The organism is Saccharothrix longispora (genome assembly GCF_030852425.1).
Lineage (GTDB): Bacteria > Actinomycetota > Actinomycetes > Mycobacteriales > Pseudonocardiaceae > Actinosynnema > Actinosynnema longispora.
In genome coordinates this window covers 148,764-161,835 of sequence record NZ_NSDM01000004.1, presented here as the reverse complement: position 1 = coordinate 161,835, position 13,072 = coordinate 148,764, and the positions used below count along the sequence as shown (strand labels likewise).

14 protein-coding genes are annotated in these 13,072 nt (G+C 74.1%); 10 read left to right on the top strand and 4 right to left on the bottom strand.

The features are described from left to right. The first annotated feature begins 4 nt into the window (after positions 1-4). The 9 genes from CKY47_RS11520 (at position 5) to CKY47_RS11480 (ending at position 9,395) form a co-directional block, all read left to right on the top strand. Positions 5-865, top strand: a complete 861-nt coding sequence (locus tag CKY47_RS11520; protein WP_306745716.1) for a GNAT family N-acetyltransferase — start codon at positions 5-7, stop codon at positions 863-865. Positions 866-996: 131 nt separating this feature from the next. Next, complete coding sequence (locus CKY47_RS11515) at positions 997-1,257, top strand: helix-turn-helix domain-containing protein (protein ID WP_306745715.1); 261 nt, start codon at positions 997-999, stop codon at positions 1,255-1,257. Between the two features lie 58 nt (positions 1,258-1,315). Then, the gene (locus CKY47_RS11510) at positions 1,316-1,864 is read left to right on the top strand and encodes a toxin-antitoxin system HicB family antitoxin (protein ID WP_306745714.1); all 549 of its coding nucleotides are present in this window, start codon (positions 1,316-1,318) and stop codon (positions 1,862-1,864) included. Between the two features lie 46 nt (positions 1,865-1,910). Continuing rightward, complete coding sequence (locus CKY47_RS11505; RefSeq protein WP_306745713.1) at positions 1,911-2,750, top strand: DUF4097 family beta strand repeat-containing protein; 840 nt, start codon at positions 1,911-1,913, stop codon at positions 2,748-2,750. Between the two features lie 25 nt (positions 2,751-2,775). Then, positions 2,776-3,951 (top strand): cytochrome P450, encoded by a 1,176-nt coding sequence (locus tag CKY47_RS11500; protein WP_306745712.1) that lies wholly within the window; start codon positions 2,776-2,778, stop codon positions 3,949-3,951. Between the two features lie 60 nt (positions 3,952-4,011). Then, positions 4,012-4,641, top strand: coding sequence for an MBL fold metallo-hydrolase (locus CKY47_RS11495; RefSeq protein WP_306745711.1), 630 nt, complete (start codon positions 4,012-4,014; stop codon positions 4,639-4,641). Continuing rightward, positions 4,638-7,418, top strand: a complete 2,781-nt coding sequence (locus tag CKY47_RS11490) for a helix-turn-helix transcriptional regulator (protein WP_306745710.1) — start codon at positions 4,638-4,640, stop codon at positions 7,416-7,418. Before CKY47_RS11495 ends, CKY47_RS11490 begins: the two co-directional genes overlap by 4 nt. 155 nt (positions 7,419-7,573) lie before the next feature. Continuing rightward, positions 7,574-8,515: a hypothetical protein gene (locus CKY47_RS11485; protein ID WP_306745709.1), complete on the top strand. Its 942-nt coding sequence runs from the start codon at positions 7,574-7,576 to the stop codon at positions 8,513-8,515. A 256-nt stretch (positions 8,516-8,771) separates the two neighbouring features. Beyond that, positions 8,772-9,395 (top strand): TetR/AcrR family transcriptional regulator, encoded by a 624-nt coding sequence (locus tag CKY47_RS11480; protein WP_306745708.1) that lies wholly within the window; start codon positions 8,772-8,774, stop codon positions 9,393-9,395. A gap of 204 nt (positions 9,396-9,599) precedes the next feature. On the opposite strand, the gene CKY47_RS11475 is transcribed toward CKY47_RS11480, so the two are convergent. The 3 genes from CKY47_RS11475 to CKY47_RS11465 all read right to left on the bottom strand — a co-directional run bounded on the left by CKY47_RS11475 (position 9,600) and on the right by CKY47_RS11465 (position 11,135). After that, positions 9,600-9,905: a hypothetical protein gene (locus CKY47_RS11475; RefSeq protein ID WP_306745707.1), complete on the bottom strand. Its 306-nt coding sequence runs from the start codon at positions 9,903-9,905 to the stop codon at positions 9,600-9,602. Further along, a complete protein-coding gene (locus CKY47_RS11470) occupies positions 9,889-10,128 on the bottom strand; it encodes a DUF397 domain-containing protein (RefSeq protein ID WP_306745706.1) in 240 nt (79 codons plus the stop codon). Before CKY47_RS11470 ends, CKY47_RS11475 begins: the two co-directional genes overlap by 17 nt. A 131-nt stretch (positions 10,129-10,259) precedes the next feature. Then, positions 10,260-11,135: a Sco1979 family transcriptional regulator gene (locus tag CKY47_RS11465; protein WP_306745705.1), complete on the bottom strand. Its 876-nt coding sequence runs from the start codon at positions 11,133-11,135 to the stop codon at positions 10,260-10,262. 214 nt (positions 11,136-11,349) lie between these two features. Here CKY47_RS11465 and CKY47_RS11460 point away from each other — a divergent pair, with 214 nt between their 5' ends. After that, entirely contained in the window at positions 11,350-12,183 is an 834-nt protein-coding gene (locus CKY47_RS11460) for an SAM-dependent methyltransferase (RefSeq protein ID WP_306745704.1), read from the top strand. Positions 12,184-12,269: 86 nt separating this feature from the next. Here CKY47_RS11460 and CKY47_RS11455 read toward each other — a convergent pair whose 3' ends face one another. Next, positions 12,270-13,064, bottom strand: coding sequence for an alpha/beta fold hydrolase (locus tag CKY47_RS11455; protein ID WP_306745703.1), 795 nt, complete (start codon positions 13,062-13,064; stop codon positions 12,270-12,272). Positions 13,065-13,072 lie beyond the last annotated feature (8 nt).

Below are 13,072 nucleotides of genomic sequence, written 5' to 3'. Positions count from 1 at the left end.
CACCATGCGCTCGGACAGCTGGCACCTCACCGATGACGTCGACGAGTTCCTCGCCCGGGCGGGGGACTTCCTGCGCTCCCGCCCCGACCTGCACACCATGACGGCGACGGTCGCCGAGAAGGCGCGCACCCGCGGCGCGGCCACCTCGTTCGGCTGGCTGGAGTCCGGCGGCGGGGTCCGCGCCCTGTTCCACCTGCTCCCGTCGTCGCGCCGGCTGAACACCAGCCCCCTCTCCCCCGAGCAGGCCGACGCCCTCGCCGCCCGCCTGGCCGACCGCCCGCTCGCCGGGGTCACCGCCGTGCGGGACACCGCCGCCGCGTTCGCCGAGGCCTGGCGACGGCGCACGGGGGCGACCCCGACGCCCGGCCAGGGGGTGCGCCTCCACCGGCTCGGCACGCTCGCCCCGCCGGAGCCCGCGCCGGCCGGCCGGGCCCGCGCCGAGGACCCGCACGACCGCGGGCAGGTCGTCCGCTGGTGCCACGGGTTCATGGCCGCCGTCGACGAGACCCCCGGCACCCCCTGGGAGGACTCCCGGTACGCCGACAAGCACTACACGTTCTGGGAGACCCCGGACGGCACCCCCGTGTCCATGGCCGGCTCCACGCCGGTGGTCGCCGGCATGGCCCGGGTGGACCCCGTCTACACCCCGGCGCACCTCCGCGGGCGCGGCTACGCGGCCGCCGTCACGGCCGCAGTGAGCCGGGCGGCGCTGGACTCGGGCGCCACGCACGTCGTGCTGTTCACGGACCCCGGCAACGCCACCAGCAACGCCCTCTACCGGCGGATCGGGTACGTCCCCGTCGCCGACTTCGCCGCGTTCGCCTTCTCCGACGACGGGGACCGGGCATTGGCCACCAACGTGTGACGACACGTGGCGCGTGCACAACGGCGACCACGCCGGAACACGCCCATGAAGTGCGGAGTTGTTGTGGCGCAAGGGAAAGCCCGTTGCCATCCGGAACGTGGAGCTAGGGTCCCGAGTACACACTGGACGTTGTGCGCCCACCACACAACCCGCCCGAGGTCCGCATGCCGCACACCATCAAGCTCCGCACCGCCGCCTTCAGCAAAGCCGTGCGGCTGGCGGGCTTCCGGTCCGACTACGCGCTCGCCCAGGCGATGGACGTGAACCGCTCCACGATCAGCCGCGTGGTCAACGGGACGCTCCGCCCCGGCGGGGCGTTCATCGCGGGCGCGCTCGTGGCGCTCTCACCGATGCAGTTCGACGACCTGTTCGAGATCACCCACGAGGACTGAACCGCGGTGGCACCACGAGGCGGTTGCGGTGGCACCACAGTGGTGCCATAGTGGTGCCATGGACTTGACGCCCTACGTCGACAACCTCCGCCGGGAACTCGCCGTCGCCGCCGAGGCCGGCGGCGCGGAGGCACGCGCCCTGGCCGAGCGGCTGGTCCTCCCGCTGGAGTCGGCCGCGCGGTTGACGCTGCTCGAAGCGCTGTCCGCCGCCGCCGACGAGATCACGCGGGACCTGGCGCCGGGCAGCGTCGACGTGCGGTTGCGGGGACGCGATCCCGAGTTCGTCGTCGCGGTGCCCGATGATGCCACGGTGCACCAGGATGATGCCACCGAGGTGCCACCGATGGTGTCGGACGAGGGTCCGGTGGCGCGGATCAACCTCCGCCTGCCCGAGCACCTCAAGGCCCGGGTCGAGGAGGCCGCCGCCCGCGAGGGGATCTCGGTCAACGCCTGGCTCGTGCGGGCCGCGGCGGCCGGGCTCGGCCCGGCCGGGAGGGCGCCGGGCCGAGCGACTCCGGGCCGGACGACCCAGGGGCGGGCGGCGGGCACGGCCCCGGGCGCCACCTCGACCGGCGTCGGCCAGCGCTACACGGGCTGGGTCCGCTAGCCCCACCTGCGACAACGCTCCCACCACCCATTCCGAGGGGACAGCCATGCCCATTTTCGACACTCCCGACCCGATCGAGGTCGACCTCGACCTCGTCTACGGCGGCACCCTGCTCACCGCGGGCGAACGCGACCGGACCACCGTCGAGGTCCGCCCCACCGACCCGGCCTCGGAGAAGGACGTCAAGGCCGCCGGCACCACGACCGTCGAGTTCCACGACGGCCGGCTGACCGTGCGCAGCCGCCGGACCACGAACTTCCTCGCCAAGCCGGGCTCGGTCGACCTGGTCGTCGAACTCCCGGCGGGCTCCGCCGTCACGGCGCGCGGGCAGCTCGTCGACTTCCGCGGCGAGGGCGCGCTCGGCGAGTGCCGCATCAAGACCTCCGCCGGTCACATCCGCCTCCAGGACACCGGGGCCGCGCGCCTGGAGACGTCCACCGGCGACATCGCGGTGGCGCGGGCGTCGGGGCGGGTGGACGTGCGGACCGGCTCCGGCGAGGTGCGCATCGGCACGCTCGACGGGTCCGGCGAGATCAAGAACTCCAACGGCGCGACCCGCCTGGGCGAGGTCACCGGCGAGGTGCGGGTCAACGCGGCCAACGGCGGGATCGTCATCGACCGCGCCGGGGGCGACGTGCACGCCAGGAGCGCCCACGGCCACATCCGCGTCCACGACGTCGCGCGCGGCTCGGTGACGCTGGAGACCTCGGTCGGCGAGCTGGAGGTGGGCGTCCGCGAGGGCACGGCCGCCTGGCTCGACGTGCGCTCCCGGACCGGCCGCGTGCGCAACGAGCTGAGCACCTCGGACGCGCCGGGCGAGACCGACGAGCGGGTCGAGGTCCGCGGCCGCACCACGCTCGGCGACATCCTCGTCCGCCGCGCCTAGTCACGAAGCACAAGGGGGACAGGACATGTGGGACACGCACCCGGCGCAGTTCTGGCTGCGCGGGGAACGACCGGAGCGGATCGTCGGGTTCGACGAGCGGCTGGGTCTCTGGAACGTCCACGGCCACCCGGAGGTCGTCGAGGCCCTGGGCGACCACGAGCGGTTCTCGTCCGAGGTGCTGCGGCTGTTCCCGGGGCAGCCGGACCCGTCGCTCACCGACGGCAACCTGCTCCAGGTGGACCCGCCCGCGCACCGCGAGCTGCGGCGGCTGGTGAGCGGGGCGTTCACGCCGAAGGTCGTCGCCGACCTCGAACCGCGCATCGCCCGCCTGACGCACGAGCTGCTCGACCGCGTGGACGGCGGCTTCGACCTGGTGGAGGACCTCGCCTACCCGCTGCCGGTCATCGTGATCGCCGAACTCCTCGGCGTGCCGAGCGGCGACCGCGACCTGTTCCGGGGGTGGGTCGACGCGATGTTCGAGAACGACGACGAGTTCTCCCTCACCGACGCCGAGAAGCAGGGCGAGGCGCTGCGTGACAGCGTCGAGCAGCTCGCGCCGATGCTGGACTACCTGCGCGGGCACGCCGCCGAACGGCGGGTGAAGCCCCGCGAGGACCTGCTGACCGCCCTGGTGCGGGCCGAAGTGGACGGTGCGCGGCTGTCCGACGCCGAGGTGGTCAACTTCGCGAGCGTGCTGCTGGTCGCGGGCCACATCACGACCACCATGCTGCTCGGCAACACCGTGCTGTGCCTGGACGCGCACCCCGACCAGCTGCGCGCCGTGCGGGAGGACCGCGCCCTGCTGCCCGGCGCCGTCGAGGAGTCGCTGCGCTACCTGACCCCGTTCGCCTCGGTGGCGCGGGCCACGAAGGCGGCCACCGCGCTCGGCGGCGTGGAGATCCCGGCGGACCAGGTGGTCGTGCTGTGGCCGGGCGCCGCCAACCGGGACGAGCGCCGGTTCGCCGACCCGCACGCCTTCGACGTCCGGCGCGACCCCAACCCGCACCTGGCCTTCGGCCGGGGCGTGCACTTCTGCCTCGGCGCGCCGCTGGCCCGCCTGGAGGGCCGGGTCGCGCTCGACGTCCTGCTGGACCGGTTCCCGCGCCTGCGCGCGGACCCGGACCGGCGGCCCGTGTTCATGCCGTCGCCGAACACGGTCGGCGTCCGGTCCCTGCACCTGACCACCGACGGGGAGCGGTGACCGACGCGCGGACCGCGCGCTGACCGCGCGCTGAGCAGCGGGGACGCTACGATCCCGCAGGTGCGCTTACTGGCTCCCGGGGTCCACCAGCTGCTCGGCCGGCCGCCCCACATGATGAACGCCTACCTGGTCGAGGACGTGCTGGTGGACGCCGGCACACCGGCCGCCGCCAAGCGCATCACGCGCCAGCTCGACGGCCGCGCGCTCGCCGCGCACGTCGTGACGCACGCCCACCCCGACCACTTCGGGTCGAGCCACGCGGTGTGCGAGCGGTACGACGTGCCGCTGTGGACGGGGCGGCGGGACGCGGAGGCGATCGAGACGGCGAGCCCCGTGCCCGCGCCCGGCCTGCTGCCCTCGCTGCTGGCGAAGATGAAGATGCCCGACCCGCACCCGGTCGCCCGGGGCCTGCGGGAGGGCGACGAGGTCGCCGGGTTCACCGTGCTGGACGCCCCCGGCCACTCCCCCGGCCACATCGCCCTGTGGCGCGACCACGACGGCGTGCTCCTCTGCGGCGACGTGTTCTTCAACGTGCTGCGGCTGTCGGGGCCGCCGAGGTTCCTCACCCACGACGCCGAGCGCAACCGCGAGTCGATGCGCCGGCTCGCGGAGCTGCGCCCGAAGCTCGTCCTGTTCGGGCACGGCCGCCCGCTGCGCGACCCCGACCGGCTCAAGCGCCTGGTCGGATGAGCACCCTGGAGCGGGACCGGGAGCTGGACCGGATCACCGCGGCGCTGGACTCGGCCGCCCGCGGCGACGGCCGGGTCGTGGTGATCGAGGGCCGGGCGGGCATCGGCAAGACCCGGCTCGTGCAGGACACCCGCGACCTCGCCAAGCGGCGGGGGTTCGGCCGGCTCCAGGCGGTCGGCGACGCGCTGGAGAGCGCCATGCCGTGGGGCGTGGTGCGGCAGATGGTGGAGCGGTCCGTGTCCCGGTACCGCGGCGAGGTGCTGGAGAAGATCCTGGCGGGACCGTCGGGCGACGCGCTGGCCGCGCTCGACGCGGCGGCGGCCGACCCGGGCGAGGCCGAGCTGGCCCGCACGCTGCACGCGCTGTGGTGGGTGGCGATCGACCTGTCCGCGACCCGGCCGCTGCTGATCACGGTGGACGACGCGCACTGGGCGGACCCGCCGTCGCTGCGGTTCCTGGCCTACCTGTCGCGACGGGTCGCGGACCTGCCGATCGCGCTGGTGGTGGCCACCCGCCCGCCCGACGACAGCACGGGCCCGCTGGCGCAGCTGAGCGTGGCGCGGCAGGCCGAGCGGCTGCTGCCCCGCCCGCTGACGCCGGCCGCCCTCGGCGAACTGGTCGCGGCGCGGGGGGTGTGCCCGGCGCCCGAGGTCGTGGCGGCGCTGCACGCGGCCGCGGCGGGCAACCCGTTCCTGGTCGGCGTGCTGGCGGACGAGCTGGACGCGCTGGCGCTGCCGGTGGACGAGCCGGGCACGGCGCAGCGGGTGGCGGGCCTCGGGCCGAGCACGGTGTTCCGGGCGGCGTTCGGCCGACTGCCCGCCGAGGCGGTGCGGCTGGCCGGCGCGGCGGCGGTGCTGGGCACCGGTGGCGACCCGTGGCTCGCGGGCGCGGTCGCCGACCTGCCCGCCGACGCCCTGCCCGACGCGGTGGAGGCGCTGGTCGCGGCGCACGTGCTGACCGGCGAGCAGCTGGCGTTCGTGCACCCGGTGGTGCGCGAGGCGGTGCTGGCGGACCTCGGCCCGGTGGCGCGGGCGGGGCTGCACGCGGCGGCGGCACGGCGGTTGTGGGAGGCGAAGGCCCCCGCGGACCGGGTCGCCGCGCACCTCGCGCACGCCCCGCGCGGCGCGCTCCCGGAGGCCGCGGAGGTGCTGCGGACGGCGGCGGCGGCGCTGCTGGCGGCGGGCGACCCGGGCACGGCGGCCTCGCACCTGCGGCGCGCCGTGGAGGAGCACCCGGACGACGCGGGCCTGCGCGCGGAGCTGGGCCGGGCGCTGCTGCGCACCGGTGACGCCGAGCGGGCGCGCCGGGAGCTGCGCACCGCCGCGGCGGACCTGCCGGACGCCGAGCTGCTGGCCGCCGCCGCGTCCGCCACCGCCGCCGTGGACGGACCGGAGGCGGCGATCGCCGAGCTGGCCGACGCGGTCGCGGCGCGCGGACCGGACGCGGGCAGGCTGCACCTGGAGGCGCGGCTGGCGGTGCTGCGGTCCTTCTCGCCCCGGCACCGGCGGACCGCGTCCGAGCACCTGGGCGGCTACGCCCGGCTCGCCGGCCGCACCCCCGACGAGCGCACCCTGCTCGGCCTGCTCGCCCAGACCGGGCGCTACGAGGTGTGGCCCGCCGACCAGGTGGCCGCCACCGCGCTGCGGGCGCTGTCGCGCGGCGCGTACTTCGACGACGCCACCGGCAGCACGGAGGCGATGGTGGCGTGGCTGGTGGCGCTGCTCGCCCTGATGGCCGCGGACGGCGTGGCGGAGGCGGAGCCGGAGGTCGAGCGGGCCCGGCTGCGGGTGCGGGCGCACGGCTCGCCCGTCGAGTTCGCGATGGTCGCCAACGCCGCCTCGTTCCTGCACTGGCGGACCGGCGACGTCCGCCGGATGACGGCCGAGTCGGAGGGCGCGCTGGCGGCGGTGCGGGACGAGGACCCGGTGCCGCACGTGGTCGCCGTGCGCGCCACGGCCGCGCACTTCCTGGCCTACGGCGCGTTCGAGCGCGGCGACGTGGCGGGCGCGGCCTCGGTGCTGGCCCGGTTCGACGCGGAGCACACCGGGGCGCCGCAGATCATGCCGACGATCTGGCTGCACGAGCCGCGCGCCCGGGTCGCCCTGGCCCAGGGCGACCCGCGACTGGCCCGCGCCGAGGCGCACCGGCAGCGCGACGCGATGGCCGCCGCCCAGGTGGACCCGCCGACCATCCCGTGGCGGGGGCCGGCGGTGCGGGCGGCGATGCTGCTCGGCGACACCGCCGAGGCCGTGGCGCTGGCCGAGGAGCAGGTGGCGCTGGCCCGCCGGTGGGGCGCCGCCACGGAGGTGGGCGCGGCGCTGCGGCTGCTGGCGCACGCCGACGCGGACGGCCGCACCGACCTGCTCGTGGAGTCGGTGCGGGTGCTGGAGGGCGCGCCGTCGCGGCTGTGCCTGGCCCGGTCGCTGGTGGACCTCGGCGAGGCGCTGCGGGTGGACCGGCGGCGCGCCGACGCGCGGGAACCGCTGCGCCGGGCCCTGGACCTGGCGGACGCGTGCGGCTCGCCCGCGCTGCGCACGAGGGCGGCGGACGCGCTGGAGGCGCTGGGCGACCGGCCGCGCCGCCTCTCCGTCGCGGGCGCGGAGGCGCTGACCGCGAGCGAGCGGCGGGTCGCGGACCTGGCGGCGCGGGGCCGGGCGAACCGGGAGATCGCGCAGGAGCTGTTCGTGACGCCCAAGACGGTGGAGAACCACCTGGGCCGGATCTACGCGAAGCTGGGCATCAGCGGTCGTCGCGACCTGTCCCGCGCACTGGCCTGATCAGAGGAGGAGTCGCCTGGGGGTGGGTCTGATACACCCAACTTCCGGCGCTCCGAGGTTGAGGGAGCACCCCTCATGCCTTCGACGTCGTCGCAGGTCAGTCTTGGTCCACGAACGGGCCGCAGGGAGGTGGCCCGCTCCACAGGAGGTAGACCATGTCACGCAGGACCGTTCTCGCCGCCGCCGTCACCGCCGCCGCCGCCGCGGCCCTCACCCTGCCCGGCGCCGCCTCTGCCGACCCGGTGCTCGGCACGCCCCAGCCGTGCGTGCGGGTCGCCGACGTCACCGGCCCGGACTTCGAGGTCCGCCAGTGCGGCGTCAGCGACGTCGACCAGTTCCGCGCCGGGTTCGCCGGCAACGGCAACACCCACTGCGGGCCGGCGTCGCTCTACAACGTGCTGCACTACTGGGGGCACGAGAAGAAGGCGCCCGTCGGCTGGCTCACCACCAAGGTCAAGGACCTGGACCCGAAGGACCCCGCCGACTACGGCATCGTCACCAACTCGATCGGCCGCATCGCGACGGACGCGGGCTGGTCGGCCAAGAGCGGTTCCAGCGCGGGCGGTCTGCGCGCCGCGTGGAACGTCGCGGTGAAGCCGGCGCTGAACGCCGGGTGGTCCGCCTCGACCGGCGCGGTGAGCACCGCGACCGCGACGGACTTCGCCGGTGAGCTGGCGAAGAAGCTCAACCAGGGGCCCGTGCAGATGTGGTACGGCCGCTACGTCACCGGTCCGCAGAGCAGCATGGTGCGCGACGGCGGGCACATCGTCACGGTCGTCCAGGCCAAGGGCTCGTTCGGCGGCGACGTCGTGCAGCTCAAGCTCGCCGACCCGGGCCGCGCCGCCGACAGCGGCGACCCCGGCTACCTGGACACGCAGTCGCAGTACGAGGCGCTGAACGTGACCCTCGTGCGCCGGTCGGTGTTCGAGTACGTGCCGGTCAAGGACGACGAGGCCACCCCCGTCGACGAGAGCAAGCAGCCGGGCACCTACCGCACGGTGGAGCGCTGGGAGCTGAGCGGTCCGGAGTACATCGGCTCGTCGCGCCCGATGGTCGAGGGCTTCAACTGGTTCGTGATGTCCCCGCCGGTGGGCTGACGACCACCCCCGGCAGGCCCCGCCCATGCCGGGCGGGGCCTGTCGCCACGTTCGCCCCACGAGTCACATCGAACACGCGTTCGATCCGTCCACAGCTGGGGACAAGCCTGTGGACAAGTCGGTCCCTGCTGGTCACGGGCTGTGCATGGGCGATCGGTTCGTCGGCGGCCCACCGGTGGACCACGACCGCCCCTCGTCAGCGTACGCTGTACGCTCACGATCGAGGTCATGCGCGTATGCTGTACGCTCTCACGGCATGCCCCGCCCCAAGTCACTGACCCCGACCGCGCTCGCCACCACCGCGCTGGCCGTCGTCGACCGCGACGGCCTGGCCGCGCTGTCCATGCGCGCGGTCGCCGCCGAACTGGGCGTGGGCACCATGTCGCTGTACCGGTACGTCGCCGACCGCGCGGAACTGGAGGCCCTGGCCGCCGAACTGGTGCTGTCCGCCGTGGACGTCGTGCCGCCGCGCAACGCATTGTGGGACAAGCAGGTCCTGGTGCTCGCCGAACGGGCGCGCGAGGCCGTGGGCAGGCACCCGAACGCCGTGCCGCTCACCACGGCGCACCGGCACCGCTGCCCGAGCGCGATGCGCTGGGACGAGGCCGTGCTGGAGGTGCTGACCGCGGCCGGTTTCACCGGGGTGGAGCGGGCGGTGGCGTTGCACGCCCTGCTCGGTTACCTCACCGGCGCGATCGGACTGGAGCACCACAGCCCGTCGCCCGGGGACTGGACCGGGGCGGTGGCCGGGATGGCTGCCGGGGTGGCGGAGGACCACCCGCTGCTCGCCGAGACGACGGCGGCGGCGCGGGCGGTGTCGCCCGCCGACGAGTTCCGGCGCGGTCTCATGGTCGTGCTGGGCGGCCTGCGCCGCCCCTGAACGGTGCTCCCGGAAAGCGGTGCGGGGGCCGAAGCCGACCTCGGCCCCCGCTCCGATCGCGACGAACACGGAGTTGCGCTCCGAGCGTGGTGCCGACATCCGGCGCGGTGTCGACTCCCGCTGCGTCTCCAGGTCAGGTTCGCCGGTGAGGGGCCTGGGACGCCCCTCGGCCCGTCCGCCACCGCGGCGCGGACGGGTGGTCCATCAGGCGATCCGGTCGTCGGGCAGTTCGAGCAGCTCTTCCAGCACGCTCGTCGCCGAACCGCGCCTGCGCCAGGAGAAACGACTGGGGGACAGGACGTTCACCTCGTCGGCGGGCATCCTCATCGCCACCGCGTCGTCCTCGTCGTGCAGGCGGACGACGTCGATGACGGCGTGGTGCGCCCGCACCCCGACCACTGCCGCGAGTTCTCCCCTGGCATCCCGCGGGTGGAGGAACTGGAAACCGCGCGCGACCAGCTCGCGCAGCTGGAAGGTCGTCCGCGAGGGGTGCTCAGTCGAGGAGGTCATCGAACTCCCCGTCCCTCGCCCCCGCCACGAAGGCCGCGATCTCGGTGCGGGTGTAGACCAGCGCCGGGCCGTCGGGGAAGCGGGAGTTGCGCATGGCGATGTCGCCGCCGCCGAGTCTGGCGAGTTCCACGCAGTTGCCCAACTTGCCGCTGCGCGCGCTCTTGCGCCACGACACGCCGATGAGATCAGCCGCGGACATGCCGTTGTGGACCTTGCCGGCCATCGACGCCACCCTCCCCGTAGCAGTGATGCATCTGCACGTGCATCCGACTGTGCACAGACCGTAGCAGTGGGCCCCGCACGGGTAAATGCACGTGCAGATGCGAACCCAAATCTCCCCCGGACGGAGGACCCCTACAGGTCCGCTCGGATCTTCGCCAGGAACTGCCGGCTGCGGTCGGGCGTCTCCGCGTCGACCGTCAGCCGGTCGAAGACCCGGCTGTAGATCTCCAACTCCTCGAGCTTGTCCAGGTACAACGCACCCGCCAGGTGCTCCAGGTACACGATGTCCGGCAGGTCGGGCTCACCGAACCGCAGCATGGTGAACGGACCTTCCGCCGCGTAACCGCTGAGCTGGTACGGGATGATCTGGAGGGTGACGGGACCGTCCTTGGTCACCGACAGCAAGTGGTCGATCTGCCGGAGCATGACCGCCCGGCCGCCGATGGGCCGGTGCAGCACCGACTCGTCGACCACCGCCCACACCCTCGGCGCGCCCGGCCTGGCCAGGATGCGCTGGCGCTGCATGCGCAGCGACACGCGCCGCTTCACCGCCGGGCCCGCCAGCTCCGGCCGACCGCTGCTGACGATCGCCATCGCGTAGTCCTCGGTCTGGAGCAGACCCGGCACGAACTGGGTCTCGTAGGTGAGGATGCGCGCCGCCGCCTCCTCCAGTCCGACGTAGTCCTGGAACCAGTCCGGCAGCAGGTCCGAGTAGCGGTGCCACCAGCCCGGCGAGTTCGACCGCCGCACCATCTCCAGGAACTTCGTGCGCGCGTCCTCGTCCGTGACGCCGTACATGGTCAGCAGGTCCTTGACGTCGCGCTCCTTGAGCCCGACGCGCCCCAGCTCCATGCGGCTGATCTTCGACTCGGAGCCGCGGATGGCGTACCCCGCGTCCGCGCGGCTGATCTCGGCCGCCTCGCGGAGCCTGCGCAGCTGCGCGCCGAGCACGATGCGCAGCGCGGTGGGACCGCTCTCCCGTTCGGGTGTGGGCTCTACCGTCACCATCGCCGCTCCTCCCGACCGTCGTGCCCCGTCCACCCGAACAGCGGTTGCGCGCGAGGTGGGTGAACTCGCAAGGTCACTGAACGTACACCCCTGATCCCGTCGTCTCGCGTACCCGAGGGCCGCCCACTCGTCGAGCCCATACTCTTACGCTAAGCGGACTGTGACGCGGTGCACAAAACATCGGCCCCTTCTTCCCCAATGCGAGGTCAACACAATGTCGGGTACGTCCCCGGACGCCGCCGCCCCGGTCTACATCGACACCTCCAAGGCCAGTATCGCCAGGGTTTACGACGCGTTCCTCAACGGCAAGGACAACTACGAGATCGACCGGGAAGTCCTGCGCCGCGTCCAGCAGGTCGCGCCGGAAGCGGCCACGTTGGCCGTGGACAACCGCAGTTTCCTCATCCGCGCCACCCGGTTCGTCGCGAGCCAGACGGGTATCACCCAGTTCCTCGACTGCGGCTCGGGGCTGCCCACGGCGGAGAACACCCACCAGGTGGCCCAACGGATCAACCCGGACGCGCGGGTCGTCTACGTCGACAACGACCCGGTGGTGCTCGCCCACGGCCGCGCGCTGCTGGAGGAGAACGACCGGACGCACTTCTCCGCGGCCGACATCTTCAACCCGCGGGAGATCCTGAACGACCCGGTGGTGCGCAAGCACATCGACTTCTCCGAGCCGATCGCGTTCTTCCAGATGGGGACGCTGCACCACTACAACGGCACGTCGCCGTCCACGGCCGAGATCATGGCCGAGTACATCGACGCGCTGCCGTCCGGCTCCTTCGTCGGCATCTCGCACTTCATGGACCCGGAAACCGAGGAGCACTCGGCCATCGCGCGGCGCATGGAGGACACCTTCCTGCACTCGCCGATGGGCAGCGGCCGGTTCGCCACCATGGACGAGCTGCGCGGGCTGTTCCGCGGCCTGGACATGGTCGAGCCCGGTGTCGTCATCTGCGCCGACTGGTGGCCGGACGGCCCGCGGCTCAAGGAGCTGGACGCGGTGAGCTACTGCATCGCGGGCGGCGTGGGGCACAAGCCGTAGCGGACGCCGACGACCGCGCCCCGCGCGCACCCCGGGCGGCGGGTGCGGCGGGCGCGGTCGTGGGGCTGCCCGTCCCCTGTGGACGGTCAGCGGGTGAAGAAGTCCAGCAGCACCGGCGCGGTGACGGCCGCCTTCACCATGTGCGTCTGTCCGGGGAGGACGGTCAGCTCGCCCTGGGGCAGGGCCTCGGCCAGGTGGCGCTGCGCGTTGCGCAGGTGCTCCGGGCTCTTGCCGCCCGCGATCACCAGGGCGGGCACGTCGGCGCCCTTCCAGCGGTCCGCGGCGGGCGGGGTGCCGTGCTGGAACTCGCCGACGATCGCGAAGTCGTTGGGCAGGGTGTGCCCGACGGCCTTGAGCTTCTTCCACGCCGGCAGCAGCGGGAACAGCGCGACCATCGGGCCGGGCATGCCCACGTAGCGCAGGAACAGCTTGACCGCGTCGCCCGGCCGCCCCTCGGCCACCGCCCGGTCGACCCGCGCGGGCAGGTCGGGGTCCATCGGCGCGCGCGTGCCGTCCAGGGTCATCGGCGACTCGTAGACCGCGATCCGCCGCGCCGCAACGCCCCGGTGCGCGGCCTCGACGACCAGCGTGCCGCCGGAGGACATGCCGAACAGGTGCGCCGACCCGCCGGCCTCCTCGACCACGGCCGCGAGGTCCTCCACCTCCTTCCGCACGTCGCGCTCGGTGCCACCGCCGCTCCCGCCCCGACCGCGCCGGTCGTAGGTGTGGACGGTGAAGTGCCCGGCAAGCGCTTTCGCGATCCCGGCCGACGGGCCGAACCCGCGGTGGCACATCGCGCCGTCCACGACCACCAGCGCGGGGCCGGAGCCGGTCCGGCTGTACGCGATCTCCGTGCCGTCCTTCGAGAGGACCGTGCCCATCGTCTTCC